Annotated in this window: 28 protein-coding genes and 6 pseudogenes; 21 read left to right on the top strand and 13 right to left on the bottom strand. The window is 49.9% G+C overall.

Annotation, left to right across the window (positions count from 1 at the left end; all coding sequences use genetic code 11):
• Position 1 precedes the first annotated feature (1 nt).
• The 4 genes and pseudogenes from C1P89_RS11850 to C1P89_RS11865 all read right to left on the bottom strand — a co-directional run bounded on the left by C1P89_RS11850 (position 2) and on the right by C1P89_RS11865 (position 2,264).
• Positions 2 to 748: an ATP-binding protein gene (locus C1P89_RS11850; protein ID WP_000789004.1), complete on the bottom strand. Its 747-nt coding sequence runs from the start codon at positions 746 to 748 to the stop codon at positions 2 to 4.
• 6 nt (positions 749 to 754) lie between these two features.
• Positions 755 to 1,554, bottom strand: a pseudogene (locus C1P89_RS11855) (phage replication initiator YdaU family protein).
• A gap of 77 nt (positions 1,555 to 1,631) precedes the next feature.
• A pseudogene (locus C1P89_RS11860) lies at positions 1,632 to 2,053 on the bottom strand (toxin YdaT family protein).
• Positions 2,037 to 2,264, bottom strand: coding sequence for a dicB transcriptional regulator DicC (locus C1P89_RS11865; protein ID WP_000912293.1), 228 nt, complete (start codon positions 2,262 to 2,264; stop codon positions 2,037 to 2,039). Before C1P89_RS11865 ends, C1P89_RS11860 begins: the two are co-directional and overlap by 17 nt.
• 76 nt (positions 2,265 to 2,340) lie before the next feature.
• Here C1P89_RS11865 and C1P89_RS11870 point away from each other — a divergent pair, with 76 nt between their 5' ends.
• The 4 genes and pseudogenes from C1P89_RS11870 to C1P89_RS11885 form a co-directional block, all read left to right on the top strand.
• Positions 2,341 to 2,748: a helix-turn-helix domain-containing protein gene (locus C1P89_RS11870; RefSeq protein ID WP_000787424.1), complete on the top strand. Its 408-nt coding sequence runs from the start codon at positions 2,341 to 2,343 to the stop codon at positions 2,746 to 2,748.
• Between the two features lie 202 nt (positions 2,749 to 2,950).
• On the top strand, positions 2,951 to 3,106 hold the full coding sequence (locus tag C1P89_RS11875; protein ID WP_001091983.1) for a DUF1391 family protein: 156 nt from the start codon (positions 2,951 to 2,953) through the stop codon (positions 3,104 to 3,106).
• Between the two features lie 76 nt (positions 3,107 to 3,182).
• A pseudogene (locus tag C1P89_RS11880) lies at positions 3,183 to 3,407 on the top strand (transposase); the annotation flags it as partial.
• Positions 3,408 to 3,414: 7 nt separating this feature from the next.
• Positions 3,415 to 3,888: pseudogene (locus C1P89_RS11885) on the top strand (Rha family transcriptional regulator); the annotation flags it as partial.
• On the opposite strand, the gene C1P89_RS11890 reads toward C1P89_RS11885, so the two are convergent.
• Positions 3,885 to 5,041 (bottom strand): IS3-like element IS600 family transposase gene (locus C1P89_RS11890; RefSeq protein WP_087879933.1). Its coding sequence is split into 2 segments (ribosomal slippage): positions 3,885 to 4,792 and positions 4,792 to 5,041, totalling 1,158 coding nucleotides; the frame shifts between segments, so codons are not numbered across the junction. The pseudogene C1P89_RS11885 and the gene C1P89_RS11890 sit on opposite strands and share 4 nt — an antisense overlap.
• Before the next feature lie 247 nt (positions 5,042 to 5,288).
• Between C1P89_RS11890 and C1P89_RS11900 the strand changes: the two genes are divergently transcribed.
• The 6 genes from C1P89_RS11900 (at position 5,289) to C1P89_RS11925 (ending at position 8,131) form a co-directional block, all read left to right on the top strand.
• On the top strand, positions 5,289 to 5,609 hold the full coding sequence (locus C1P89_RS11900) for a hypothetical protein (protein ID WP_005141312.1): 321 nt from the start codon (positions 5,289 to 5,291) through the stop codon (positions 5,607 to 5,609).
• Positions 5,587 to 5,883, top strand: a complete 297-nt coding sequence (locus tag C1P89_RS11905; RefSeq protein WP_001277359.1) for a host-nuclease inhibitor Gam family protein — start codon at positions 5,587 to 5,589, stop codon at positions 5,881 to 5,883. Before C1P89_RS11900 ends, C1P89_RS11905 begins: the two co-directional genes overlap by 23 nt.
• Positions 5,884 to 5,888: 5 nt before the next feature.
• On the top strand, positions 5,889 to 6,986 hold the full coding sequence (locus C1P89_RS11910) for an AAA family ATPase (RefSeq protein ID WP_001173292.1): 1,098 nt from the start codon (positions 5,889 to 5,891) through the stop codon (positions 6,984 to 6,986).
• A gap of 50 nt (positions 6,987 to 7,036) precedes the next feature.
• Positions 7,037 to 7,225 carry a DUF1187 family protein gene (locus C1P89_RS11915; RefSeq protein WP_000276804.1) on the top strand — a complete coding sequence of 63 codons (189 nt, stop codon included), beginning with the start codon at positions 7,037 to 7,039 and terminating at the stop codon, positions 7,223 to 7,225.
• Positions 7,226 to 7,329: 104 nt separating this feature from the next.
• Entirely contained in the window at positions 7,330 to 7,554 is a 225-nt protein-coding gene (locus C1P89_RS11920) for an excisionase (RefSeq protein WP_014333987.1), read from the top strand.
• Positions 7,460 to 8,131, top strand: a complete 672-nt coding sequence (locus C1P89_RS11925) for a phage integrase Arm DNA-binding domain-containing protein (protein WP_077636765.1) — start codon at positions 7,460 to 7,462, stop codon at positions 8,129 to 8,131. The genes C1P89_RS11920 and C1P89_RS11925 overlap by 95 nt, the downstream gene beginning before the upstream one ends.
• 24 nt (positions 8,132 to 8,155) lie before the next feature.
• Here C1P89_RS11925 and C1P89_RS11930 read toward each other — a convergent pair.
• Positions 8,156 to 9,312 (bottom strand): IS3-like element IS600 family transposase gene (locus C1P89_RS11930; protein WP_087879964.1). Its coding sequence is split into 2 segments (ribosomal slippage): positions 8,156 to 9,063 and positions 9,063 to 9,312, totalling 1,158 coding nucleotides; the frame shifts between segments, so codons are not numbered across the junction.
• Between the two features lie 77 nt (positions 9,313 to 9,389).
• Between C1P89_RS11930 and C1P89_RS11940 the strand changes: the two genes are divergently transcribed.
• Together C1P89_RS11940 and C1P89_RS11945 are read left to right on the top strand one after the other, a co-directional pair.
• Complete coding sequence (locus tag C1P89_RS11940; protein WP_032156060.1) at positions 9,390 to 9,833, top strand: tyrosine-type recombinase/integrase; 444 nt, start codon at positions 9,390 to 9,392, stop codon at positions 9,831 to 9,833.
• A 215-nt stretch (positions 9,834 to 10,048) separates the two neighbouring features.
• Positions 10,049 to 10,138: pseudogene (locus tag C1P89_RS11945) on the top strand (pyridoxal phosphatase); the annotation flags it as partial.
• Here the strand turns inward: C1P89_RS11945 and modC are convergent.
• From modC to acrZ, 4 genes are all read right to left on the bottom strand, one after another.
• Entirely contained in the window at positions 10,139 to 11,197 is a 1,059-nt protein-coding gene (modC, locus tag C1P89_RS11950) for a molybdenum ABC transporter ATP-binding protein ModC (protein WP_000891692.1), read from the bottom strand. It abuts the pseudogene before it with no gap.
• A 2-nt stretch (positions 11,198 to 11,199) separates the two neighbouring features.
• Positions 11,200 to 11,889 carry a molybdate ABC transporter permease subunit gene (gene modB / locus C1P89_RS11955; RefSeq protein WP_000604034.1) on the bottom strand — a complete coding sequence of 230 codons (690 nt, stop codon included), beginning with the start codon at positions 11,887 to 11,889 and terminating at the stop codon, positions 11,200 to 11,202.
• The gene (modA, locus tag C1P89_RS11960) at positions 11,889 to 12,662 is read right to left on the bottom strand and encodes a molybdate ABC transporter substrate-binding protein (protein WP_000101999.1); all 774 of its coding nucleotides are present in this window, start codon (positions 12,660 to 12,662) and stop codon (positions 11,889 to 11,891) included. The genes modB and modA overlap by 1 nt, the downstream gene beginning before the upstream one ends.
• Positions 12,663 to 12,827: 165 nt before the next feature.
• Positions 12,828 to 12,977, bottom strand: coding sequence for a multidrug efflux pump accessory protein AcrZ (acrZ, locus tag C1P89_RS11965; protein WP_000891515.1), 150 nt, complete (start codon positions 12,975 to 12,977; stop codon positions 12,828 to 12,830).
• Positions 12,978 to 13,105: 128 nt separating this feature from the next.
• Here acrZ and modE point away from each other — a divergent pair, with 128 nt between their 5' ends.
• From modE to gpmA, 7 genes are all read left to right on the top strand, one after another.
• A complete protein-coding gene (gene modE, locus C1P89_RS11970) occupies positions 13,106 to 13,894 on the top strand; it encodes a molybdenum-dependent transcriptional regulator (RefSeq protein ID WP_001147430.1) in 789 nt (262 codons plus the stop codon).
• A 67-nt stretch (positions 13,895 to 13,961) separates the two neighbouring features.
• Complete coding sequence (gene modF / locus C1P89_RS11975; protein ID WP_000096888.1) at positions 13,962 to 15,434, top strand: molybdate ABC transporter ATP-binding protein ModF; 1,473 nt, start codon at positions 13,962 to 13,964, stop codon at positions 15,432 to 15,434.
• Between the two features lie 260 nt (positions 15,435 to 15,694).
• On the top strand, positions 15,695 to 16,711 hold the full coding sequence (gene galE, locus C1P89_RS11980; protein ID WP_001265443.1) for a UDP-glucose 4-epimerase GalE: 1,017 nt from the start codon (positions 15,695 to 15,697) through the stop codon (positions 16,709 to 16,711).
• 9 nt (positions 16,712 to 16,720) lie between these two features.
• On the top strand, positions 16,721 to 17,767 hold the full coding sequence (galT, locus tag C1P89_RS11985; RefSeq protein WP_000191508.1) for a galactose-1-phosphate uridylyltransferase: 1,047 nt from the start codon (positions 16,721 to 16,723) through the stop codon (positions 17,765 to 17,767).
• A 3-nt stretch (positions 17,768 to 17,770) separates the two neighbouring features.
• On the top strand, positions 17,771 to 18,919 hold the full coding sequence (galK, locus tag C1P89_RS11990; protein WP_000053437.1) for a galactokinase: 1,149 nt from the start codon (positions 17,771 to 17,773) through the stop codon (positions 18,917 to 18,919).
• Entirely contained in the window at positions 18,913 to 19,953 is a 1,041-nt protein-coding gene (galM, locus tag C1P89_RS11995; protein WP_000931400.1) for a galactose-1-epimerase, read from the top strand. Before galK ends, galM begins: the two co-directional genes overlap by 7 nt.
• A gap of 202 nt (positions 19,954 to 20,155) precedes the next feature.
• Positions 20,156 to 20,908 (top strand): 2,3-diphosphoglycerate-dependent phosphoglycerate mutase, encoded by a 753-nt coding sequence (gene gpmA / locus C1P89_RS12000; protein ID WP_001295305.1) that lies wholly within the window; start codon positions 20,156 to 20,158, stop codon positions 20,906 to 20,908.
• 158 nt (positions 20,909 to 21,066) lie between these two features.
• Here gpmA and aroG read toward each other — a convergent pair whose 3' ends face one another.
• Positions 21,067 to 22,119, bottom strand: a complete 1,053-nt coding sequence (gene aroG / locus C1P89_RS12005; protein ID WP_001109223.1) for a 3-deoxy-7-phosphoheptulonate synthase AroG — start codon at positions 22,117 to 22,119, stop codon at positions 21,067 to 21,069.
• Between the two features lie 315 nt (positions 22,120 to 22,434).
• Here aroG and C1P89_RS12010 point away from each other — a divergent pair, with 315 nt between their 5' ends.
• A complete protein-coding gene (locus C1P89_RS12010) occupies positions 22,435 to 22,815 on the top strand; it encodes a YbgS-like family protein (protein WP_000784350.1) in 381 nt (126 codons plus the stop codon).
• Positions 22,816 to 22,928: 113 nt separating this feature from the next.
• On the top strand, positions 22,929 to 23,870 hold the full coding sequence (zitB, locus tag C1P89_RS12015) for a CDF family zinc transporter ZitB (RefSeq protein WP_000951298.1): 942 nt from the start codon (positions 22,929 to 22,931) through the stop codon (positions 23,868 to 23,870).
• Here zitB and pnuC read toward each other — a convergent pair.
• A complete protein-coding gene (gene pnuC, locus C1P89_RS12020; protein ID WP_000345410.1) occupies positions 23,867 to 24,586 on the bottom strand; it encodes a nicotinamide riboside transporter PnuC in 720 nt (239 codons plus the stop codon). The two genes, zitB and pnuC, sit on opposite strands and share 4 nt — an antisense overlap.
• Before the next feature lie 37 nt (positions 24,587 to 24,623).
• A pseudogene (locus tag C1P89_RS12025) lies at positions 24,624 to 24,788 on the bottom strand (quinolinate synthase NadA); the annotation flags it as partial.
• Positions 24,789 to 24,839 lie beyond the last annotated feature (51 nt).

The following is a 24,839-nucleotide window of genomic DNA, read 5'->3' on the forward strand; positions in this document are numbered from 1 at the left end:
ACTACTTAACAACCCTCGAATGGCTAACATTCGGACGCCAGCTCTCCCAGTTAAAATTCACCCAGCGCCCGCCGTTCATGACCATGCGATCCATCACCCGCTCGCCGAGCAATGTTTTCATCACCTCATAGTTCAGGTTTGTCAGCATCCCCACGCTGCGCATCGACGCTGTCCGGCGCTCAACAATCTGGTGCAGCACCACCTGCTCGTTTTTCGTCTCGCGCTGAATGCCAATTTCATCAAGAACCAGCAGATCCACTTCGCACAGCTCCCGCAAAAATTTTTCGCCTGACTGCCCGTCGTCATAGCTGGCGTGCAGGGCGCTCATAACATCAGCCACGGTAACCACAATCACTGTCTGACCGTCTTTCAGCAGGCGATTCCCGATAGCTGCCGCTAAGTGATTCTTCCCGGTACCAAGTTTTCCGCTGAACGCAAAATTTGTACACCCGGTCATCAGTTCATCGGCGATGGATTTCGCCTGGCTTAACGCGTATCGCTGGCCGTCGTTCTGCACCTGGTAATTCGCAAACGAGCATTTACGGTGCAACGGCTGGATGCCTGAGCGATTCAGAATTTTTTCCACCCGCAACTGGCGATTCAGGCGGTTGATCTCCTCGCTACGTTTCTGGCCTTCAGCAAGTTGCCACTCGCGCCACTCCGCTACCGTTCTGAATGGGGCGGTTACATGTGGCGGGGTCAGTCGGCGGATGCGTTCCAGAACGCCGCCTGTCGCAATATTTTTCATGGTCCGTTACCCCCTGAAGCCTGGCGGGATCGCACTGTCCGGCAACGAGACGGTGTTAACCTGTCGGAGCAACGTCTCAGGCCGAACACCTTTCGGCGCGAACAGGCCCTGGTATTCATTGGCGATGCTGTGTCGAATCACCTGCTCAGGTGTAAAACCCTGCTGACGGAATTTTTCCAGTTCCCGTATCGCCCCGTTAGCGCCCTGCTCCGTTCGAATCGGTTTTCGCAATGCCTGTCTGAACCGGACCCACTCATGCCAGAGTGTTTCCGGCAACCAATCGGGCAGCTCAATAGCCTCCGGCTCGAATTTTTTAGACGCTCGTTTTTGGCGAGGGGGAGATCAGTATTTAGATCTTCCTCTTCCTCTTCCTCTTCCTCTTCCTCTTCCTCTGGTAACGCTTTTTGATCCGTTTGTGTAACGCTGGCAGCGTTACCTTTTCGTTTCAGTTCGCGTATTTTTGTTACTCGCTCGTTTGTAACCGCCCGTTTTTTTTTAGAGCTTTTTCCGTTATGACGTTCAAAGTTAGGTAGAGAAAGCCCACCGTCATTTTCGACCAGCCATCCAACCTGAATTAACGCATCAGCAAAACCAGACATAAAAGTGATGCGATCTATTGCACTTTTTGTAACGCCGCGAGCGTTACAATCTGCATTACCGTCTATCATTTGTTGATCCGCCCATGCCCAGAAGCGAATAACCTTCCCTAATGCGGCATCTGGATCAATATTCAGAATCTCAGCAAGCCTGAATATTTCCGGCTTATCCGGCGTAATAACCTCGAGCTTTATCCAGTTTGAAGCCATTTGTTTTCACCTTGTAACGCTCGCAGCGTTACATTTAACTGATACCGAACAAAACAATCCGGCACGATTAATTTCAATCAATGCACTACGACAGAATCGCCGGGCGACCCACCACCGCTGAAATGTGCTTTCCGGTAAACGGCCTGGACAGCATCATCATGCGCATCAATTGCCGTACTCAACGCTTCCTGCGCCGCCAGTAATGCACGGCGTTCCAGGGTATCGAAGATACAGAGTCGGTGACGCAGCTCACGCGGAAGAATTGCCAGAACCGCAGGGATCAGTTTCTGAATTTTTTCCCTTTGCGCTTTCGTTTCACCTTTCAACCAACGGTGATAGATATTCTGCTGATTGTTCCAGTCCTTGCCTGGTACCAGAGACAATTCGCCGCCCCCCTGCCGCAGATATTCTTCAGTAATTGCGTTAGCGACCCACGCCTGCCCTTTTTCGGCTGCCAGGGCAACAGCACTGATTCGATGTGCTCATGCCTGATTTTCATGAATCACCTTCCAAGGTCGTTTTGCCTTACGATATTCGTCATAAACTTTGGGGTCGTACTGAAGTTCCCCGCCAGATGCCTCTTGCAGGCGCATCGCGCGACCTTCAGGAACCAGTTCCCCCCATGCAGCAATGCTTGCCAGCCTAACTCCTGCGGCATTGGCAAGCTTTGTTTTGCTGCCAAAAAACGCTATAGCATCAATTTTCAACATATCGAGCTCCTTAGATTTTCCTAAGGAAACTAGATTGTAGAGAAACCTAAGTCAAGAAAAATTAGAATTCCCTAATATGAAAAACGAAACCTTCGGTGCTCGCCTCTTACATAGGCGTAAAAAATTAAAACTGTCTCAGGCCGCATTAGGTAAGCTGGTCAAAGTGGCTCACGTAACAATTTCTCAATGGGAAAGAGATGAAACACAGCCGGCGGGGAAAAGATTATTCGCACTGAGCCAAGCGCTTCAGTGCTCACCGACTTGGCTTCTTTTTGGGGATGAAGATAAACAACCAGGCGAACCGATCCCGGATAATCAGCCAGCCATTCTGACAGAAGATCAAAAAGAGTTACTTCAACTGTTCGACGCACTGCCTGAGTCAGAGCAAAAGGCCCTGTTGTCAGAGATGCGTGCTCGAGTTGAAAATTTCAACAAACTTTTTGAAGAACTACTCAAAGCTCGCAAAAGAAGCGCAAACAAATAATCCCCTTTTTTCTCCACACCCTGTAATAAAAAGCACAAACTTTCAAACACTTGTGTTTTTTACATCAAAAAACTTAGGTTTTTCTACACAAAAATCTTGACCGCCCACCTTAGGTTATTCTAAATTTCATTCATCAAGACACCGCACGGTGTTCTCAGCAAACAGTTCCGCTACCCCGGCGTTAAGGGGAAATGGGGTCAACATGAATACTATCGATCTTGGCAACAACGAATCTCTGGTGTACGGCGTGTTCCCCAACCAGGACGGCACATTCACCGCCATGACGTATACCAAAAGCAAAACGTTTAAAACCGAAGCTGGCGCACGTCGTTGGTTGGGAAGACATTCAGGTGAGTAAAATGAACGAGACTGAGGTAGCCTGAGTTTAACGGACACTCCTTCCTGAAATAGAATGGCATCAGAAGGAGCTAATAATGAGCAGAAAAACCCAACGTTACTCTAAAGAGTTCAAAGCCGAAGCTGTCAGAACGGTTCTTGAAAATCAACTTTCGATCAGTGAAGGCGCTTCCCGATTATCTCTTCCTGAAGGCACTTTAGGACAATGGGTTACCGCCGCCAGAAAAGGGCTCGGTACTCCTGGTTCCCGCACGGTGGCTGAACTGGAATCTGAAATTCTGCAACTGCGTAAGGCGTTAAATGTTGGATAAAATTCGCAATCTGGACTGTTCAGCAAAATTCACTGAGCACAATTTTGTGTCGAGCGAATACACCGACTCAACCGGGCGCAAACTCCCAATGTACCAAATCACCAAAAACGGCTTCGTTTTCCTGGTGATGGGCTTCACGGGCAAAAAAGCCGCCGCATTCAAAGAGGCATACATTGCTGAGTTCGACCGCATGGAGGCCGAACTGCGCCAGAATAACACCCCACCTGCTGACAAGATGATTCCGGGTGATGGTCGCACTCTGGTTGTTCACTTCGACAAATTCGGCAATGTCGAATTCACCGAAACCGTTCCTGATGGCGCACTGGTCTGTCCCCTGGAGACTTTCCGGTTTTATCTGGAAAAACAGGGATGGACTCTTGTTAACCGGGGCGCAATTAAAAATATGACTGTGGAACAATTACTTTTGAGGTGTACTGGCAATAGCGGACACTACCATTTGTTCTTTTTTTAAGCAGCCATCTGATGATATTTTTCCCTGAAGGCTGCCGGGGAGATATTCCCCAGACGAGAGTGACGACGCTGACGATTGTAGAAAATCTCAATGTATTCCCGTATTACTGAGATGGCTTCATCCCGGTTATTAAAACGATAGTGGCTCAGGCTCTCATTTTTCAGCGTTCCCCAGAAGCTTTCCATCGGAGCGTTGTCGTAACAGTTACCTTTACGCGACATTGATGTTTTCAGACCAGACTGCTCCTGTATGACCCGGTAATCGTATGCGCAGTACTGTGAACCTCGATCAGAGTGGTGGATTAGCCCGGCAGGTGGGCGCTGGCTCCTGAGCGCCATAAACAGGGCTTTACCTGTCAGCTCTTTTGTCATGCGCTCTCCCATGGCGTAGCCGACAATTTCGCACGTATAAACATCTTTGATGCCAGCGAGGTACAACCATCCCTCCTGTGTGGCAACATACGTCAGGTCCGCCACCCAGACCTGATTTGGTGCTGTAGGAGCGAACGTCTGGTTCAGCAGATTTGGCGCAACTGGCAGATTGTGGTTCGAGTTCGTAGTCGCTCTGAACTTGCGTTTCTGCTTACAGCGTAGCCTTAGCTCCTTACGAAGACGTGCCAGTCGGTCACGACCAACGATGATGCCATTCTCTGCCAGCTCCGTCTGGAGCCGCCGGGTTCCATATGTTTCGCGAGTGCGGATATGTGCCACCTTAATCTCCAGTTTTAGCCGCTCATCACTTTGTTTTCTGTCTGAGGGTTCATGCTGTACCCAGTTGTAATAACCGCTCCTGGATACACCAAATACCTGACACATCGCTTCAATGGGAAATTGTTGTCGCCATTGTTCGATTAACGCGTATTTTTCAGCGACTCCTGTGCAAAATACGCTGTTGCTTTTTTTAATATATCTCGCTCAAGGCGAGCTTCATTTAACGCCTTACGCAGTTGCAGAATTTCAGATTCCAGTTCAGCCACCGTGCGGGAACCAGGAGTACCGAGCCCTTTTCTGGCGGCGGTAACCCATTGTCCTAAAGTGCCTTCAGGAAGAGATAATCGGGAAGCGCCTTCACTGATCGAAAGTTGATTTTCAGGAACCGTTCTGACAGCTTCGGCTTTGAACTCTTTAGAGTAACGTTGGGTTTTTCTGCTCATTATTAGCTCCTTCTGATGCCATTCTATTTCAGGAAGGAGTGTCCGTTAAACTCAGGCTACCTCAGGGATTAGCGACCCGAATGATTCGAAATGGATTCCCGGTCATCATATCTCCTCAAATGAAGTCAAAAAAACGGAAAATGAAGTGCGACAGACTGAAGATAAACAGCACCAGAACAGCGAACCGGAGGAGGGAACACCCTGCAATCAGACTGGCGAGGATAACTGCCCTGACTGTGGCGCGGTGATGGGAGACGCAACTTATCAGGAAACTTTTGACGAAAAAAAACCAGATGAAGCACAGGAAGAAGAGCCGAAGAAAACGGAAAAAGCTGATGATTTGTTACCGGAGAACGCTGGCAGCGATCAGCATAATGATAGCAATAATGAAACTGGCGAAGATGAACTCAACTGGAAAAAACAGGTGTTGATTGCGGCGGTTTACGGTTTATGTGCGAATCCTGCGTGCATAGCCTATGCGCCTGCAATCCCTGACATCGCAATGATGATTGCCAACAAGCTTGAAAATTTTGGAGTGACCAGTGATGAGCGCTTACCCGATTTTTGATCGTATTGAAGAAATGGCATGGGCTCGTCACTACCAGCAGATCGTTCGTGAAGAAAAAGAAACGGAACTGGCGGACGACCTGGAAAAAGGTCTGCCTCAGCACCTGTTTGAATCGCTCTGCATCGACCATTTGCAACGCCACGGTGCCAATAAACAGGCAATCAGCCACGCATTTGATGATGATGTTGAGTTTCAGGAGCGCATGGCAGAACACATCCGGTACATGGCTGAAACCATTGCCCACCACCAGGTTGATATTGATTTGGAGGACTAAAATCTATGGCGCTTTTTCAACGAGCAATAAACACACAGGCCTATCTAAAAGCAGGAATTATGGGGTTTGCTGGCGACGGCAAAACCTACACAGCAAGCGAACTGGCTATTGGTCTGGTAATGCTTATGCGGCAACGGGGAATTGAAGCTGGTAACCGCCCGGTAATGTTTCTGGACACAGAAACAGGCTCTGACTGGGTTAAACCCCGCTTTGATGCGGAAAATATCGAATTATTTACGGCAAAAACCCGCTCGTTTGTTGATCTGCTTGAAGCCATTAATGAAGCGGAAAGCAGCGGTTCCGTAATGATCATCGACTCCATCAGTCACTTCTGGACCGGATTATGCGACGAGTATGCCAGACGCCGAAACCGTAAACGAGGACTGGAATTTTCAGACTGGGCGTGGCTCAAACAGGAGTGGCGACGCTTTACCGATCGATTTGTTAACAGTCAGGCGCACATTATTATGTGCGGGCGTGCAGGATATGAGTATGACTTTTTCGAAGGTGATGATGGCAAACGCCAGTTGGCAAAAACCGGTATAAAAATGAAAGCAGAAACAGAAACCGGTTATGAACCCTCCATCCTGATCCAGATGGAGAAGCAAATGAACATAGAAACCGGTCAGGTGTGGCGCACCGCCAGAATACTAAAAGATCGCTCCACCCGTATTGATGGACAGGTATTTTCAAACCCAACATTTAAAAACTTTCTTCCTCATATCGAGTTTCTTAACCTGGGAGGTGAACACCTCGGCATCGATACCTCACGGGATAACAGTGAATTATTTGCCAACGACGGTACACCGACATGGCTAAAAGAAAAGCGTGCAAAAGAAATCGCACTTGATGAAATTATCGAGTTGCTCAACAAGCACCATGGGGGCACCAGTAACGACGCCAAACGCGCAAAAGCTGATTTGCTGGAAAAAACATTCACCTCCCGCTCATGGGAAAGAATCAAAGGTATGGACTGGCCGACAATCAAAGCTGGTCGTAATGCACTATGGATTGAACTGGAAGGCGTTGAATATGCATTCCCGGATCCACAAACACAAAACGAAACGCAACAAGCAGGATACGATGAGAATATTCCGGTGTAAAACCAAGTGCATTTTGGACACGGTTTTTGAAAATATTAATGGAGGTGTTCATGTATAAAATTACAGCCACTATTGAAAAGGAAGGTGGTTCTCCTGCCAGCTGGACAAGATATTCAAAATCTAAACTAACGAAATCAGAATGCGAAAAAATGCTCTCAGGGAAAAAAGAAGCAGGCGTTTCCAGAGAGCAGAAAGTAAAACTGATAAATTTTAATTGCGAGAAACTTCTGTCCTCGTGAGTTGCATTATATCAAAATTAGAACTTCATAGCTGATTATTAAAAATCAACCACGCCCGCCAGTATTTTGTATATTTACTGGCGGTCATATTACAGGAATATGACATGTATTTGACACTCAAAGAATGGAACGCCCGTCAGTTACGTCCACGAAGCCCAGAAACGGTTCGCCGCTGGGTGCGAGAATGTAAGATTTTTCCACCACCGATAAAGGATGGGCGTGAATATTTATTTCATGAGTCAGCAAAAAAAATTACACCTCAAACGACTGGCGGGCTTTTGCAGAGAATCAGAAATGGCCGGACGAAGAAGAAACTCAAACACACGTGATCTACCACCCAATCTTTACAATCGAGGTGGATATTATAGTTATCGTGACCCACGTTCAGGAAGGGAGTTTGGAATCGGAAGAGACAAAAGAATTGCAGTTAATGAGGCTATTGCGGCAAATATGGAATTATTATCCACGCAACATATAAGCTTACTGGATAGAATAAAAGGTAATAGCGTAACATTATTCTGCGAGCTGATATTAAATTTCAGAAATGAAATAGAGCGTAGACAATTAAGCACAAACACCATGAAAAGACACAACCAGAGGTTGAAAATCATAAGTGAATACTTTGGTGGTGTTCCGGTTAAAAATATAGGCATAAGGGAGGTGTACAGCTTTCTTGAAATCAGAGCAGCTGGGAGTAAATTTGCTATTGCTAACCAGTACAGGGCGCTTTTATCAGACATTTTTAAAACAGCTATAGCTTCTGGTCTTGCCGAAGAAGATCCAGCTTCTGCAACCAGGCCATTCAGAACTGAAGTGAAGCGCAGTCGACTGTTAATTGACGAGTATCTGTTAATCAGGAAAATAGCAGACGTCCAGAACGAATGGTTTGAGGTGTACTGGCAATAGCGGACACTACCATTTGTTCTTTTTTTAAGCAGCCATCTGATGATATTTTTCCCTGAAGGCTGCCGGGGAGATATTCCCCAGACGAGAGTGACGACGCTGACGATTGTAGAAAATCTCAATGTATTCCCGTATTACTGAGATGGCTTCATCCCGGTTATTAAAACGATAGTGGCTCAGGCTCTCATTTTTCAGCGTTCCCCAGAAGCTTTCCATCGGAGCGTTGTCGTAACAGTTACCTTTACGCGACATTGATGTTTTCAGACCAGACTGCTCCTGTATGACCCGGTAATCGTATGCGCAGTACTGTGAACCTCGATCAGAGTGGTGGATTAGCCCGGCAGGTGGGCGCTGGCTCCTGAGCGCCATAAACAGGGCTTTACCTGTCAGCTCTTTTGTCATGCGCTCTCCCATGGCGTAGCCGACAATTTCGCACGTATAAACATCTTTGATGCCAGCGAGGTACAACCATCCCTCCTGTGTGGCAACATACGTCAGGTCCGCCACCCAGACCTGATTTGGTGCTGTAGGAGCGAACGTCTGGTTCAGCAGATTTGGCGCAACTGGCAGATTGTGGTTCGAGTTCGTAGTCGCTCTGAACTTGCGTTTCTGCTTACAGCGTAGCCTTAGCTCCTTACGAAGACGTGCCAGTCGGTCACGACCAACGATGATGCCATTCTCTGCCAGCTCCGTCTGGAGCCGCCGGGTTCCATATGTTTCGCGAGTGCGGATATGTGCCACCTTAATCTCCAGTTTTAGCCGCTCATCACTTTGTTTTCTGTCTGAGGGTTCATGCTGTACCCAGTTGTAATAACCGCTCCTGGATACACCAAATACCTGACACATCGCTTCAATGGGAAATTGTTGTCGCCATTGTTCGATTAACGCGTATTTTTCAGCGACTCCTGTGCAAAATACGCTGTTGCTTTTTTTAATATATCTCGCTCAAGGCGAGCTTCATTTAACGCCTTACGCAGTTGCAGAATTTCAGATTCCAGTTCAGCCACCGTGCGGGAACCAGGAGTACCGAGCCCTTTTCTGGCGGCGGTAACCCATTGTCCTAAAGTGCCTTCAGGAAGAGATAATCGGGAAGCGCCTTCACTGATCGAAAGTTGATTTTCAAGAACCGTTCTGACAGCTTCGGCTTTGAACTCTTTAGAGTAACGTTGGGTTTTTCTGCTCATTATTAGCTCCTTCTGATGCCATTCTATTTCAGGAAGGAGTGTCCGTTAAACTCAGGCTACCTCAGTTCGGCCTTTGCATGGATCTTGCACTGGTAACAGGACAGCGCGAAGGAGATCTGGCGGCTATGAGATGGGAGGATATAAGAGATGGCAGGCTATACGTGGAACAACAAAAAACAGGGGCAAAAATTCGCATTTCTCTCCCCACCACGATTTCCAGATTGAATTTAACACTTGCCGATGTACTGGATAACTTGAAAAAAATAAACGGTAAAAACGAAAAGTTACTCGGAGGGAAGACAGCCAGGACAATCGCAGCACAGTTCAGGATTGCCCGAGACACATCCGGATTGAAATGGGAAGGTGACCCACCGCCATTTCATGAAATCCGAAGTTTATCCGGTCGCCTGCACTCAGCAGAAAAAGGCGGTGATTTCACTCAGGCGCTCCTTGGACATCGTTCATCCAGCATGACGGATAAATACCGTGACGGACGAGGGAGGGAATGGAAAGACATTTAGAATTAATTTCGAATGATTTCGAAACACCACTTGTAATTAATTGATTATAAATGATTAATTCCTAATGGGCATTTGCTTCATGAATGCTCCTTTGCATTTAGCAACTGACTGTAACAGCTAAAATTAGTCGCTTTTGGCGGTGAATGCTGAATTAAAACGCAGAATTTTGTCCGATAGTGGTATCGGTGTACCATTCGCGCAGACGAAAATTCTTAAATGACGCGGTAAAAGCGCGCGCCAACATTGTGATTGGTGATAACACCACCGACAGCATTGCCCAGTTCATTTATAGCCACCTGATTTAATCAGGCGGTTATCGACACACTTTTAATTTGCGCGTACAGCCACAGGCCAGGTTTGATCGCCAGTTCATCCCTGGCCCACGGGCTGATACGCGCCCACAGCGTTTTACCGCCGACTTCCAGCTCCACTTCCACCTGGCCGTTGTCGTCATAACTATTAACAACTTTTGCCCGCAATACGTTACGAATGCTGGTTTGCTGCGGCGGTTGTAAAACCAGAGAAACATCGGAAGCCTGAATGCGGATACGTAGCGCAGCTTGCAGCGGTTCGTCCAGCTTATTGACCCACAAATGCTGATCGCCCAGCGCCAGCGCGGTCATCGCGTAATGCGGATGATGCTCAAGTACCGTCACTTTCAGAATGCTACTTTGTTGCTCTTTCGGCAGCCACGGATTCATCACGCTACTGCCCCACACTTCCTCCAGCGCGCCAAAGGCTTTCACCTGACCGTTTTCCAGTACCATCACTCTGTCTGCCAGATGGAGGATCTCATCCAGCGAATGGCTGACATACAACATCGGAATGTTGATTTCCCGTGTCAGCCGTTGCAGATAAGGCAACAGTTCGCGTTTACGCGGAATATCCAGTGACGCCAGCGGTTCATCCAGCAACAGCAATTCCGGTGCTGTCAGCAAAGCCCGACCAATCGCCACGCGCTGTTTTTCGCCTCCGGACAGGCTGCCTGGTAAACGGTCAAGCAACGGTTCAATGCCTAAAAGCGCCACCAGCTTATCGAACTGATCGACCATACTTTTCGACATGCCGTAGCGCAGATTGCCACGCACTTTGTAATGCGGGAACAGCCGCGCATCCTGAAAAACATAGCCAACGCGACGCTTTTCCGGCGTCAGGCAGATACCTTTTTCGGCATCATTTAGTACCCGCCCATTGAGGACAATCCGCCCTTTTTGCGGGCGCGTCAGTCCACTGATGGCGTTAATCAGCGAAGTTTTTCCGGCACCGGAGACGCCAAAGATAGCAGTGATGCCATTGGCGGGCAGTGTTTCATTAATGGTCAGGCAATGGTTGCCCAACGTCTGGGAAAAATTCAGCTCCAGCATGATTAGCGCCCCGCCCGTTCACGGCTGATTCTGGCCAGCCATTCTGAAATCAACAGGGAGATCATCGCCAGCGCAATAGAAATAATGCACAGTCTCGCCGCGCCACTTTCCCCGCCGGGGGTCTGGATCAGGGTATACATGGCAGAGGGAATGGTTCGCGTTTCGCCAGGAATGTTCGACACAAAGGTGATGGTTGCACCAAACTCACCGAGAGAACGAGCAAAAGCCAGTACCGTACCAACAATAATTCCCGGTAAGGTCAGCGGTAACGTGATAGTAAAGAAAACGCGCCAGCGCCCGGCACCTAGTGTTCTTGCGGCCTGTTCGAGTTTGACATCAACCCCTTCCAGCGCCAGACGAATTGCCCGCACCATCAGCGGAAACGACATGACGGCGGCAGCGAGAACCGCGCCGCGCCAGCTAAAGGCGAAGGTAATACCAAACCAGTCATACAGACGTTCACCGATAAATCCGCGCCGTCCCATCGAAACTAATAATAAGTAACCGACGACCACGGGCGGTAACACCAGCGGTAGATGCAGTACGCTGTCGAGCAGAGCTTTGCCCGGAAACGTGCAACGCACCAGTAACCAGGCAAAAAAGATCCCAAACGGCAGGCTAAACAGCACAGCCAGGGAAGAAACTTTCAGGCTTAATAAAACTGCCTGCCATTCTGGATCGGTCAGTATCATTACTTGGTTGTAAATCCGTAACGTTTAAAGATTTCCGCTGCCTGCGGTCCCTTCAGATAATCATAAAATGCTTTCACTGTCGCATTGTTATGCCCTTCCACAACAGCAACCGGATATTCCACTTTTTTATGTGAATCTTCCGGGAAGGTGGCAACCACTTTTACCCCTTTGCTGACAACTGCGTCAGAACCGTAAACAATGCCCAACGGCGCTTCATTGCGTTCGACCAACGCCAGCGCGCCACGAACATCTTCCGCCGGAGCCAGTTTCGGGGAGAGCGTATCCCATGCGCCCAGTTTTTGCAGTGCTTCTTTTGCATAAATGCCAGCAGGGACATGTTCCGGATCGCCAACCGCGAGGCGACCGCCATTCAGCAGCGAAGTCCAGTTAGTTGTGCTGTCGATGATGAAATCTTTCTGCTCGCTGGCTTTCGGTGCTACAACGACCAGGCTATTGCCGAGCAGTGTCTGGCGCGAAGCCGTATCGATCGCTTTTTTATCAACCGCATAATCCATCCATTTCTGATCGGCAGAGATAAACAGATCCGCAGGCGCTCCCGCTTCAATCTGACGGGCCAGAGTAGATGACGAAGCGAAAGAAGAAACCACATCCACGCCTTTTTCTTTTTTATACTGCGTAGCAATGTCCTGCATTGCGTTAGTCAGTGATGCGGCGGCGAACACCGTGATTTTCCCTTCATCTGCCAGTGTATTGCCAGCAACAGCGAAAGAGAGTGCCGCCCCGGCAAACAAGTTCAACCATTTACGAGCCATTGGTAACCCCTTAATGTAACGTTATATAGGTGACAATATAACGGCTAGCTCAGAATTTTCCCAGCAGTTATTGCTAACCTTTGTGAGGTAGATAAGAAAAAATATCGGCTGGAAAAGCAGGAAGTTGAGAAAAAGAAATGCCCGACTAAGCGGGCATTCAGGGAATCAATGATTTTGTCCGGGCTGGTCTTTTTTACCAACACCAGAAAAGATGTTGAATACTTCACCAAGACCGTAAATCAGACCCAGGATGATGGCCATCACGACAGGTACCATGATTACGGCGAATACCAGACTTTTTAATAACTCTAACATGGTCAACTCCAGATATAGTCATGAGACTATTCTAACCGCTAAGCACAGAAAAGCACTCCCCTTTTGTGCGGTCAGCTTTGCGTGGCGTTCGTTTTCCGTCACAATAAGACTTTTGCCAGGACATTGTTATGCAGGCCGAAATCCTTCTCACCCTTAAGCTCCAACAAAAATTATTCGCCGACCCGCGCCGGATTTCGCTACTAAAACACATTGCGCTTTCCGGTTCCATTAGCCAGGGAGCGAAAGATGCCGGTATCAGCTATAAAAGCGCCTGGGATGCCATTAACGAGATGAATCAGTTAAGCGAGCATATTCTGGTTGAGCGCGCAACAGGCGGTAAAGGTGGCGGCGGCGCAGTACTGACCCGCTATGGTCAGCGACTGATTCAGCTCTATGACTTACTGGCGCAAATCCAGCAAAAAGCCTTTGATGTGTTAAGTGACGATGACGCCCTGCCGCTGAACAGCCTGCTGGCCGCGATCTCACGTTTTTCACTGCAAACCAGCGCCCGTAACCAGTGGTTCGGTACCATCACCGCCCGCGATCATGATGACATTCAACAGCATGTTGATGTCTTACTGGCTGACGGAAAAACACGCCTGAAAGTCGCAATTACCGCACAAAGCGGCGCACGTCTGGGGCTGGATGAAGGCAAAGAAGTGTTGATATTGCTAAAAGCGCCGTGGGTAGGCATTACTCAGGACGAAGCGGTCGCACAAAACGCCGACAACCAATTACCGGGTATTATTAGTCATATTGAGCGCGGCGCAGAGCAGTGCGAAGTATTAATGGCGCTACCCGACGGGCAAACACTGTGCGCCACAGTGCCGGTAAATGAAGCGACTTCTCTTCAGCAAGGGCAGAATGTCACGGCCTACTTTAATGCCGACAGCGTGATTATCGCCACGCTGTGCTAAGCGTGTTGACAATTTGTTATGAAACACGTATCCCTGTCAGTAATCGCTGCACAAAATGGGATATAAAATGTCATCGTTGCAAATTTTGCAAGGCACGTTTCGTCTTAGCGACACAAAAACGCTGCAATTGCCTCAGCTAACGTTAAACGCGGGTGATAGTTGGGCGTTTGTCGGTTCGAATGGAAGCGGGAAATCGGCCCTGGCCCGCGCGCTGGCGGGGGAACTTCCGCTTTTGAAAGGTGAACGGCAAAGCCAGTTTTCCCACATCACTCGTCTCTCCTTCGAGCAATTGCAAAAACTCGTCAGCGACGAATGGCAGCGGAATAACACCGATATGCTCGGCCCTGGCGAAGATGACACCGGACGCACTACGGCTGAAATCATTCAGGATGAAGTAAAGGATGCACCGCGTTGCATGCAACTGGCGCAGCAGTTCGGTATTACCGCCCTCCTCGACCGACGCTTTAAATACCTTTCCACTGGCGAGACGCGAAAAACCCTGCTGTGTCAGGCGCTGATGTCGGAGCCTGACTTGTTGATTCTTGATGAGTCGTTCGATGGCCTGGATGTTGCCTCACGTCAGCAGCTGGCTGAGCGACTCGCCTCGTTACATCAGTCCGGTATTACTCTGGTACTGGTGCTCAATCGCTTCGATGAGATCCCGGAGTTTGTCCAGTTTGCTGGCGTGCTGGCGGATTGCACGTTAGCGGAAACTGGCGCTAAAGAGGAACTGCTCCAACAAGCACTCGTCGCGCAACTGGCGCATAGTGAACAGCTTGAAGGTGTGCAACTGCCGGAGCCGGATGAACCTTCAGCACGTCACGCCTTACCCGCCAACGAACCGCGCATTGTGCTGAACAATGGCGTGGTTTCTTATAACGATCGCCCCATTCTTAATAACCTTAGCTGGCAGGTGAATCCAGGTGAACACTGGCAAATTGTCGGGCCAAATGGTGCAGGAAAATCGACGTTATTAAGCCTGGTTACTGGCGATCATCCGCAAGGTTACAGCAACGATTTGACGCTTTTCGGACGACGTCGCGGCAGCGGCGAAACCATCTGGGATATCAAAAAGCATATCGGTTACGTCAGCAGTAGTTTGCATCTGGATTACCGGGTCAGCACTACCGTGCGTAATGTGATTCTTTCTGGCTATTTTGATTCGATTGGCATTTATCAGGCCGTTTCGGATCGCCAGCAAAAACTGGTGCAGCAGTGGCTGGATATTCTCGGCATTGATAAACGTACGGCTGACGCTCCGTTCCATAGTCTTTCCTGGGGACAGCAGCGTCTGGCGCTGATCGTCCGCGCACTGGTGAAACATCCGACGTTGCTTATTCTCGATGAACCACTACAGGGGCTTGATCCGCTCAATCGCCAGCTTATCCGCCGTTTTGTTGATGTGCTGATTAGCGAAGGTGAAACGCAATTGTTATTTGTTTCGCACCACGCTGAAGATGCGCCTGCCTGTATTACCCATCGCCTTGAGTTCGTGCCGGACGGTGGACTCTATCGCTATGTGCTGACAAAAATATATTGAGTCGGTAGTGCTGACCTTGCCGGAGGCGGCCTAAGCGCCCTCTCCGGCCAACGGTTCGACGCATGCAGGCATGAAACCGCTTCTTTTTTCAGATAAAAAGCGCAATCATTCATAAACCCTCTGTTTTATAATCACTTAATCGCGCATAAAAAACGGCTAAATTCTTGTGTAAACGATTCCACTAATTTATTCCATGTCACACTTTTCGCATCTTTGTTATGCTATGGTTATTTCATACCATAAGCCTAATGGAGCGAATTATGAGAGTTCTGGTTACCGGTGGTAGCGGTTACATTGGAAGTCATACCTGCGTGCAATTACTGCAAAACGGTCATGATGTCATCATTCTTGATAACCTCTGTAACAGTAAGCGCAGCGTACTGCCTGTTATCGAGCGCTTAGGCGGCAAACATCCAACGTTTGTTGAAGGCGATATTCGTAACGAAGCGTTGATGACCGAGATACTGCACGATCACGCTATCGACACCGTGATCCACTTCGCCGGGCTGAAAGCCGTCGGCGAATCGGTACAAAAACCGCTGGAATATTACGACAACAATGTCAACGGCACTCTGCGCCTGATTAGCGCCATGCGCGCCGCTAACGTCAAAAACTTTATTTTTAGCTCCTCCGCCACCGTTTATGGCGATCAGCCCAAAATTCCATACGTTGAAAGCTTCCCGACCGGCACACCGCAAAGCCCTTATGGCAAAAGCAAATTGATGGTGGAACAGATCCTCACCGACCTGCAAAAAGCCCAGCCGGACTGGAGCATTGCCCTGCTGCGCTACTTCAACCCGGTTGGCGCGCATCCGTCGGGCGATATGGGCGAAGATCCGCAAGGCATTCCGAATAACCTGATGCCATACATCGCCCAGGTTGCTGTAGGCCGTCGCGACTCGCTGGCGATTTTTGGTAACGATTATCCGACCGAAGATGGTACTGGCGTACGCGATTACATCCACGTAATGGATCTGGCGGACGGTCACGTCGTGGCGATGGAAAAACTGGCGAACAAGCCAGGCGTACACATCTACAACCTCGGTGCTGGCGTAGGCAGCAGCGTGCTGGACGTGGTTAATGCCTTCAGCAAAGCCTGCGGCAAACCGGTTAACTATCATTTTGCACCGCGTCGCGAAGGCGACCTTCCGGCCTACTGGGCGGACGCCAGCAAAGCCGACCGTGAACTGAACTGGCGCGTAACGCGCACACTCGATGAAATGGCGCAGGACACCTGGCACTGGCAGTCACGCCATCCACAGGGATATCCCGATTAAGGAACGACCATGACGCAATTTAATCCCGTTGATCATCCACATCGCCGCTACAACCCGCTCACCGGGCAATGGATTCTGGTTTCACCGCACCGCGCTAAGCGCCCCTGGCAGGGGGCGCAGGAAACGCCAGCCAAACAGGTGTTACCTGCGCACGATCCAGATTGCTTCCTCTGCGCAGGTAATGTGCGGGTGACAGGCGATAAAAACCCCGATTACACCGGGACTTACGTTTTCACTAATGACTTTGCGGCCTTGATGTCTGACACGCCAGATGCGCCAGAAAGCAACGATCCTTTGATGCGTTGCCAGAGCGCGCGCGGTACCAGCCGGGTGATCTGCTTTTCACCGGATCACAGTAAAACGTTGCCAGAACTGAGCGTTGCGGCATTGACGGAAATCGTCAAAACCTGGCAGGAGCAAACCGCAGAGCTGGGAAAAACGTACCCGTGGGTGCAGGTCTTTGAAAACAAAGGTGCGGCGATGGGCTGCTCTAACCCGCATCCGCACGGACAGATTTGGGCAAATAGCTTCCTGCCTAACGAAGCTGAGCGCGAAGACCGCCTGCAAAAAGAATATTTTGCCGAACAGAAATCACCAATGCTGGTGGATTATGTTCAGCGCGAGCTGGCAGACGGTAGCCGTACCGTTGTCGAAACCGAACACTGGTTAGCCGTTGTGCCTTACTGGGCTGCCTGGCCGTTCGAAACGCTACTGCTGCCCAAAGCCCACGTTTTGCGGATCACCGATTTGACCGACGCCCAGCGCAGCGATTTGGCGCTGGCGTTGAAAAAGCTGACCAGTCGTTATGACAACCTCTTCCAGTGCTCCTTCCCCTACTCTATGGGCTGGCACGGCGCACCATTTAATGGCGAAGAGAATCAACACTGGCAGCTGCACGCGCACTTTTATCCGCCTCTGCTGCGCTCCGCCACCGTACGTAAATTTATGGTTGGTTATGAAATGCTGGCAGAGACCCAGCGAGACCTGACCGCAGAACAGGCAGCAGAGCGTTTGCGCGCAGTCAGCGATATCCATTTTCGCGAATCCGGAGTGTAAGAAATGAGTCTGAAAGAAAAAACACAATCTCTGTTTGCCAACGCATTTGGCTACCCTGCCACTCACACCATTCAGGCGCCTGGCCGCGTGAATTTGATTGGTGAACACACCGACTACAACGACGGTTTCGTTCTGCCCTGCGCGATTGATTATCAAACCGTGATCAGCTGTGCACCACGCGATGACCGTAAAGTTCGCGTGATGGCAGCCGATTATGAAAATCAGCTCGACGAGTTTTCCCTCAATGCGCCCATTGTCGCGCATGAAAACTATCAATGGGCGAACTACGTTCGTGGCGTGGTGAAACATCTGCAACTGCGTAACAACAGCTTCGGCGGTGTGGACATGGTGATCAGCGGCAATGTGCCGCAGGGTGCCGGGTTAAGTTCTTCCGCTTCACTGGAAGTCGCGGTCGGAACCGTATTGCAGCAGCTTTATCATCTGCCGCTGGACGGCGCACAAATCGCGCTTAACGGTCAGGAAGCAGAAAACCAGTTTGTTGGCTGTAACTGCGGGATCATGGATCAGCTAATTTCCGCACTCGGCAAGAAAGATCATGCCTTGCTGATTGACTGCCGCTCACTGGGGACTAAAGCAGTTTCCATGCCGAAAGGTGTGGCTGTCGTCATCATCAACAGTAACTTCAAACGTACCCTGGTTGGCAGCGAATACAACACCCGTCGTGAACAGTGCGAAACCGGTGCGCGTTTCTTCCAGCAGCCAGCTCTGCGCGATGTCACCATTGAAGAGTTCAACGCTGTTGCACATGAGCTGGACCCAATCGTGGCGAAACGCGTGCGTCATATCCTGACTGAAAACGCCCGCACCGTTGAAGCTGCCAGCGCGCTGGAGCAAGGCGATCTGAAACGTATGGGCGAGTTGATGGCGGAGTCTCATGCCTCTATGCGCGATGATTTCGAAATCACCGTGCCGCAAATTGACACTCTGGTAGAAATCGTCAAAGCAGTGATTGGCGACAAAGGTGGCGTACGCATGACCGGCGGCGGATTTGGCGGCTGTATCGTCGCGCTGATCCCGGAAGAGCTGGTGCCTGCCGTACAGCAAGCTGTCGCTGAACAATATGAAGCAAAAACAGGTATTAAAGAGACTTTTTACGTTTGTAAACCATCACAAGGAGCAGGACAGTGCTGAACGAAACTCCCGCACTGGCACCCGATGGTCAGCCGTACCGACTGTTAACTTTGCGTAACAACGCAGGGATGGTAGTCACGCTGATGGACTGGGGTGCGACTTTACTTTCAGCTCGTATTCCGCTTTCCGATGGCAGCGTCCGCGAGGCGCTGCTCGGCTGTGCCAGCCCGGAATGCTATCAGGATCAGGCCGCGTTTCTGGGGGCCTCTATTGGTCGTTATGCCAACCGCATCGCCAATAGCCGTTATACCTTTGACGGTGAAACGGTGACGCTTTCGCCAAGTCAGGGCGTTAACCAGCTGCACGGCGGCCCGGAAGGGTTCGACAAACGTCGCTGGCAGATTGTGAACCAGAACGATCGTCAGGTGCTGTTTGCCCTGAGTTCAGATGATGGCGATCAGGGCTTCCCGGGTAATCTCGGCGCGACGGTGCAATATCGTCTGACCGACGATAACCGTATCTCCATTACTTATCGCGCCACAGTTGATAAATCTTGCCCGGTGAATATGACTAATCACGTCTATTTCAATCTTGACGGCGAGCAGTCTGACGTGCGCAATCACAAGTTGCAGATTCTGGCGGGCGAATATCTGCCGGTTGATGAAGGCGGCATTCCGCACGACGGCCTGAAATCTGTCGCCGGAACCTCTTTTGATTTCCGCAGCGCCAAAATCATCGCCAGTGAGTTTCTTGCCGACGACGATCAGCGCAAAGTGAAAGGTTACGATCACGCATTCTTGTTACAGGCCAAAGGCGATGGCAAGAAAGTGGCGGCGCATGTCTGGTCAGCAGATGAAAAATTGCAGCTGAAGGTCTACACCACCGCTCCCGCTCTTCAATTCTACTCCGGCAACTTCCTCGGCGGCACACCGTCGCGGGGAACCGAACCTTACGCCGACTGGCAAGGACTGGCGTTGGAAAGCGAGTTTCTGCCGGACAGCCCGAACCACCCTGAATGGCCGCAACCGGACTGCTTCCTGCGTCCTGGCGAAGAGTATTCCAGCCTGACGGAATATCAGTTTATTGCTGAGTAATGTTAAGCCCTCGTCATGAGGGCTTTATCTTCATATTGTTCAAATCACCAGCAAACACCGACATATTTGCAACTCAATATTCACAACAACCTTACACTGCGCCACTATTTTCGCTATGGTTATGCGTAAGCATTGCTGTTGCTTCGTCACGGCAATATAATGAGAATTATTATCATAAAAAGATAATTTGAGGAGTAAGTATATGGCTGTAACTAAGCTGGTTCTGGTTCGTCATGGCGAAAGTCAGTGGAACAAAGAAAACCGTTTCACCGGTTGGTACGACGTGGATCTGTCTGAGAAAGGCGTAAGCGAAGCAAAAGCAGCAGGTAAGCTGCTGAAAGAGGAAGGTTACAGCTTTGACTTTGCTTACACTTCTGTGCTGAAACGCGCTATCCATACCCTGTGGAATGTGCTGGACGAACTGGATCAGGCATGGCTGCCCGTTGAGAAATCCTGGAAACTGAACGAACGTCACTACGGTGCGTTGCAGGGTCTGAACAAAGCGGAAACCGCCGAAAAGTATGGCGACGAGCAGGTGAAACAATGGCGTCGTGGTTTTGCCGTGACTCCGCCGGAACTGACTAAAGATGATGAGCGTTATCCGGGTCACGATCCGCGTTACGCGAAACTGAGCGAGAAAGAGCTGCCGCTGACTGAAAGCCTGGCGCTGACCATTGACCGCGTGATCCCTTACTGGAATGAAACTATTCTACCGCGTATGAAGAGCGGTGAGCGCGTGATCATCGCTGCACACGGTAACTCTTTACGTGCGCTGGTGAAATATCTTGATAACATGAGTGAAGAAGAGATTCTTGAGCTGAATATCCCGACCGGCGTGCCGCTGGTGTATGAGTTCGACGAGAATTTCAAACCGCTGAAACGCTATTATCTGGGTAATGCTGACGAGATCGCAGCGAAAGCAGCGGCGGTTGCTAACCAGGGTAAAGCGAAGTAAACGTCATTCGTTTAAAAATGAGAAAGCCGACTGCAAGTGAGTCGGCTTTTTTGTTGCTAACAATGGAGCACATTGCCTGATGCGACGCTGCGCGTCTTATCAGGCCTGTGGTGATTCATCGGATACGCCACTCTGACGGCGCATCCGACAATTAAACCTTACCCGCGACGCGCTTTTACTGCATTCGCCAGTTGACGTAACAGAGCATCGGTATCTTCCCAGCCAATGCAGGCATCGGTGATGCTCTTACCGTAGGCCAGCGGCTCCCCGCTATCGAGGCTCTGATTGCCTTCCACCAGATGGCTTTCCACCATCACGCCAATAATGGCCTTTTCGCCACCGGCAATCTGCTGGCAAACGTCAGCACAAACATCCATCTGCTTTTTGAATTGTTTGGACGAGTTAGCATGGCTGAAATCGATCATCACCTGTGCTGGCAGGCCTGCTTTGTTCAGCCCTTCTTTCACTTCAGCAACGTGCTTCGCGCTGTAGTTAGGCTCTTTACCGCCGCGCAGAATGATATGGCAATCACCGTTACCGCTGGTATTCACAATCGCCGAATGCCCCCATTTAGTTACGGACAGGAAGCAGTGCGGCGCACCGGCGGCATTAATGGCATCGATAGCCACTTTAATCGTACCGTCTGTGCCATTTTTAAAACCTACCGGACAAGAAAGACCAGACGCCAGTTCGCGGTGCACCTGCGATTCCGTGGTACGTGCACCAATTGCGCCCCAGCTCATCAGGTCAGCGAGATACTGAGGAGTGATCATATCGAGAAACTCACCCGCCGCTGGCAGACCGCTGTCGTTAATATCAAGCAGCAATTTACGGGCTATACGCAGACCGTCGTTGATCTGGAAGCTGTTATCCATATGCGGATCGTTAATCAACCCTTTCCAGCCCACCGTGGTACGCGGCTTTTCAAAATAGACGCGCATTACGATTTCCAGCTCATCTTTCAGCTCTTCACGCAGCGCCAGCAAGCGAGTGGCATACTCTTTAGCCGCGACAGGATCATGAATTGAGCACGGGCCAATCACCACCAACAGGCGATCATCATTACCTTTCAGGATCTTATGGATCGCTTTTCGGGCATGGGCAACCGTATTCGCGGCATTTTCAGTTACGGGGAATTTTTCCAGCAATGCGACAGGAGGAAGTAACTCTTTGATTTCTTTGATGCGTAAATCGTCGTTCTGATAATTCATGTCTGTTCCAGTGTTGCCATACTTATCTTAGTGAATGCAATACTTCCAATCTATATCTTCCGTCAGAATGTGTAAACGGGGTTTTACACTATGAACGGATTAATCCTGGAATTAGCAAGAAAAACGCCAGATTGTCGCGAAAAACGAGATCTCTCCTACAATTTCTAACTGTAACTCCTTTGTTTGTTAATTATTTCAAGATTCTCTGCTGCGTTTCATAAACTGGCTGAAATCTTAAACCAATGCCTTATATTCACCTGCAAATGCACTGTTGGAAGAGGTTATCCGACATAACGACCATAACAGGAGCATCCTATGAAAATGACAAAACTGGCCACATTATTTCTGACTGCCACTCTAAGCCTTGCCAGCGGTGCCGCACTGGCTGCCGATAGCGGAGCGCAAACTAATAACGGCCAGGCAAACGCCGCAGCTGATGCGGGCCAGGTAGCCCCTGACGCCCGTGAAAATGTCGCGCCAAATAACGTCGACAATAACGGGGTAAATACCGGTTCTGGCGGCACAATGCTGCATTCGGATGGTTCTTCAATGAACAATGACGGAATGACCAAAGATGAAGAGCACAAGAACACCATGTGCAAAGATGGTCGATGTCCGGATATCAATAAAAAGGTACAAATCGGTGATGGCATCAATAATGATGTCGATACCAAAACCGACGGTACCACGCAGTAACCCTGCAAAATAGCCAATAATGGGAGAGCGGAGTCTCTCCCTTTTAATTTTTCACTTCTAAAAGCAGTATGATGTCATAAAGTTAAGTGAGAATAATTAAGGGATGACTCGTCATGGCGCACTCACACTCACACACGTCCTCACACCTGCCAGAAGATAATAATGCTCGTCGCTTGTTGTATGCTTTCGGCGTGACTGCCGGGTTTATGCTGGTAGAAGTCGTTGGTGGTTTTCTTTCTGGTTCTCTGGCATTGCTGGCCGATGCGGGTCATATGTTGACCGATACTGCCGCCCTGCTTTTCGCCCTACTCGCCGTGCAATTTTCACGTCGTCCTCCCACCATTCGCCACACTTTCGGTTGGCTAAGACTGACCACGCTCGCGGCGTTTGTGAATGCCATCGCCCTCGTGGTAATTACCATTTTGATTGTCTGGGAGGCGATAGAACGCTTCCGCACGCCGCGTCCGGTCGAGGGCGGCATGATGATGGCAATTGCCGTGGCTGGGTTGCTGGCAAATATACTTTCTTTCTGGTTACTTCATCACGGCAGCGAAGAGAAAAACCTCAACGTACGAGCAGCGGCATTGCATGTGCTCGGGGACCTGTTGGGTTCGGTTGGGGCTATTATTGCCGCGTTGATTATTATCTGGACCGGCTGGACACCTGCTGACCCCATTCTCTCGATAGTGGTGTCGCTTCTGGTTCTGCGTAGCGCGTGGCGACTGTTGAAAGATAGCGTGAATGAATTACTTGAAGGTGCACCGGTATCGCTGGATATCGCTGAACTGAAGCGTCGTATGTGCCGGGAAATCCCGGAAGTCCGCAATGTGCACCATGTACATGTATGGATGGTAGGCGAGAAGCCGGTGATAACGCTGCATGTGCAGGTGATCCCGCCACACGATCACGATGCCTTGTTGGATCAGATCCAACACTACCTGATGGATCACTATCAGATTGAGCACGCCACCATTCAGATGGAATATCAACCTTGTCATGGGCCAGACTGCCACCTGAATGAAGGGGTGTCTGGCCATTCACATCATCACCATTAATGGGACAGCGCGCGTGAGCCTCTTTCACGTGCGCTGTTGATCCACATCCGACTGCCGTTGAGCGCAATAAAGGTCAGGATGATGTACTCCAGAGACATGGCGTAAACGCCCTGAAGTGCAAAAATAACGACGCTAATCACGTTAATAATCACCCACAACAGCCAGTTTTCCACATACTTACGCGTCATCAGAATCATTGCCACGATAGATAACACCATCATGCATGAATCCCAGAACGGGAAAGCGTCCGGTTGCAGTTCAGGCATCACAACCTGTAATCCTAATGCTTGCATGATCATGACTGCCACGCGGGTCAAAAATGCAAACACCGGATTGATAAATACCGTCATCAGACCAATCGAAACAACGCAAACCGCCAACCAGCTGAGCGCCTTCGGCAATGGTAACCAGCGAATTTTCAACTCCGCCTCGTTCTGACTGGTTTGTCGCGACCACGCATACCAACCGTAAATATTCGCGGCAAAGAAAAACACCTGTAATAGCAGGCTGGCATACAGCTGAATCTGAAAGAAAATAATGCCAAACAAGGTGACGTTGATCAGGCCAAAGAAGTAGTTGCTGATCTTCTCCAGACTGGCAAGGCCAATACACAGCAACCCGGCGATCGTGCCTACCGCTTCGATCCATGAGAGATCATAACCGCCTGCCCCTATTGGTATATGTACCAGGATATTCTGCACACTAAAAAAATCCATCTTTCCCCCAAAGCGTAACGTTACGCCTTATTATTCGTTATCCACGTAGTGTAGCCGCAAAATCCAGCATACGATTGAGCGGCACCAGCGCCCTCTCTCGCAGCCTTTCATCAAGAACCTCGTGATTGCTTCCTTCCTGTTCTAATGCCTCTGCGATGGACTGAAGGCCATTCATGGCCATCCACGGACAATGCGCGCAGCTGTGTCAACGCCACGATGTTTGACCGTTATTTGCCATTTTCATGCCCGCTAA

Origin of the sequence: Shigella sonnei (assembly GCF_002950395.1) — a bacterium.
Taxonomy (GTDB): domain Bacteria; phylum Pseudomonadota; class Gammaproteobacteria; order Enterobacterales; family Enterobacteriaceae; genus ECMA0423.

Bases quoted from the DNA above. Each gene is read 5' to 3' on its own strand.
- modB (WP_000604034.1), bottom strand. From the start codon at position 11,889: ATGATACTGACCGATCCAGAATGGCAGGCAGTTTTATTAAGCCTGAAA.
- zitB (WP_000951298.1), top strand. From the start codon at position 22,929: ATGGCGCACTCACACTCACACACGTCCTCACACCTGCCAGAAGATAAT.
- galK (WP_000053437.1), top strand. From the start codon at position 17,771: ATGAGTCTGAAAGAAAAAACACAATCTCTGTTTGCCAACGCATTTGGC.
- C1P89_RS11925 (WP_077636765.1), top strand. From the start codon at position 7,460: ATGAGTCAGCAAAAAAAATTACACCTCAAACGACTGGCGGGCTTTTGC.
- C1P89_RS11865 (WP_000912293.1), bottom strand. From the start codon at position 2,264: ATGTTGAAAATTGATGCTATAGCGTTTTTTGGCAGCAAAACAAAGCTT.
- C1P89_RS11905 (WP_001277359.1), top strand. From the start codon at position 5,587: ATGAGCGCTTACCCGATTTTTGATCGTATTGAAGAAATGGCATGGGCT.
- pnuC (WP_000345410.1), bottom strand. From the start codon at position 24,586: ATGGATTTTTTTAGTGTGCAGAATATCCTGGTACATATACCAATAGGG.
- C1P89_RS11875 (WP_001091983.1), top strand. From the start codon at position 2,951: ATGAATACTATCGATCTTGGCAACAACGAATCTCTGGTGTACGGCGTG.
- acrZ (WP_000891515.1), bottom strand. From the start codon at position 12,977: ATGTTAGAGTTATTAAAAAGTCTGGTATTCGCCGTAATCATGGTACCT.
- modA (WP_000101999.1), bottom strand. From the start codon at position 12,662: ATGGCTCGTAAATGGTTGAACTTGTTTGCCGGGGCGGCACTCTCTTTC.
- gpmA (WP_001295305.1), top strand. From the start codon at position 20,156: ATGGCTGTAACTAAGCTGGTTCTGGTTCGTCATGGCGAAAGTCAGTGG.
- galE (WP_001265443.1), top strand. From the start codon at position 15,695: ATGAGAGTTCTGGTTACCGGTGGTAGCGGTTACATTGGAAGTCATACC.
- C1P89_RS11900 (WP_005141312.1), top strand. From the start codon at position 5,289: ATGGGAGACGCAACTTATCAGGAAACTTTTGACGAAAAAAAACCAGAT.
- C1P89_RS12010 (WP_000784350.1), top strand. From the start codon at position 22,435: ATGAAAATGACAAAACTGGCCACATTATTTCTGACTGCCACTCTAAGC.
- aroG (WP_001109223.1), bottom strand. From the start codon at position 22,119: ATGAATTATCAGAACGACGATTTACGCATCAAAGAAATCAAAGAGTTA.
- C1P89_RS11920 (WP_014333987.1), top strand. From the start codon at position 7,330: ATGTATTTGACACTCAAAGAATGGAACGCCCGTCAGTTACGTCCACGA.
- modC (WP_000891692.1), bottom strand. From the start codon at position 11,197: ATGCTGGAGCTGAATTTTTCCCAGACGTTGGGCAACCATTGCCTGACC.
- C1P89_RS11850 (WP_000789004.1), bottom strand. From the start codon at position 748: ATGAAAAATATTGCGACAGGCGGCGTTCTGGAACGCATCCGCCGACTG.
- C1P89_RS11915 (WP_000276804.1), top strand. From the start codon at position 7,037: ATGTATAAAATTACAGCCACTATTGAAAAGGAAGGTGGTTCTCCTGCC.
- C1P89_RS11870 (WP_000787424.1), top strand. From the start codon at position 2,341: ATGAAAAACGAAACCTTCGGTGCTCGCCTCTTACATAGGCGTAAAAAA.
- modF (WP_000096888.1), top strand. From the start codon at position 13,962: ATGTCATCGTTGCAAATTTTGCAAGGCACGTTTCGTCTTAGCGACACA.
- C1P89_RS11910 (WP_001173292.1), top strand. From the start codon at position 5,889: ATGGCGCTTTTTCAACGAGCAATAAACACACAGGCCTATCTAAAAGCA.
- galT (WP_000191508.1), top strand. From the start codon at position 16,721: ATGACGCAATTTAATCCCGTTGATCATCCACATCGCCGCTACAACCCG.
- modE (WP_001147430.1), top strand. From the start codon at position 13,106: ATGCAGGCCGAAATCCTTCTCACCCTTAAGCTCCAACAAAAATTATTC.
- C1P89_RS11940 (WP_032156060.1), top strand. From the start codon at position 9,390: ATGGATCTTGCACTGGTAACAGGACAGCGCGAAGGAGATCTGGCGGCT.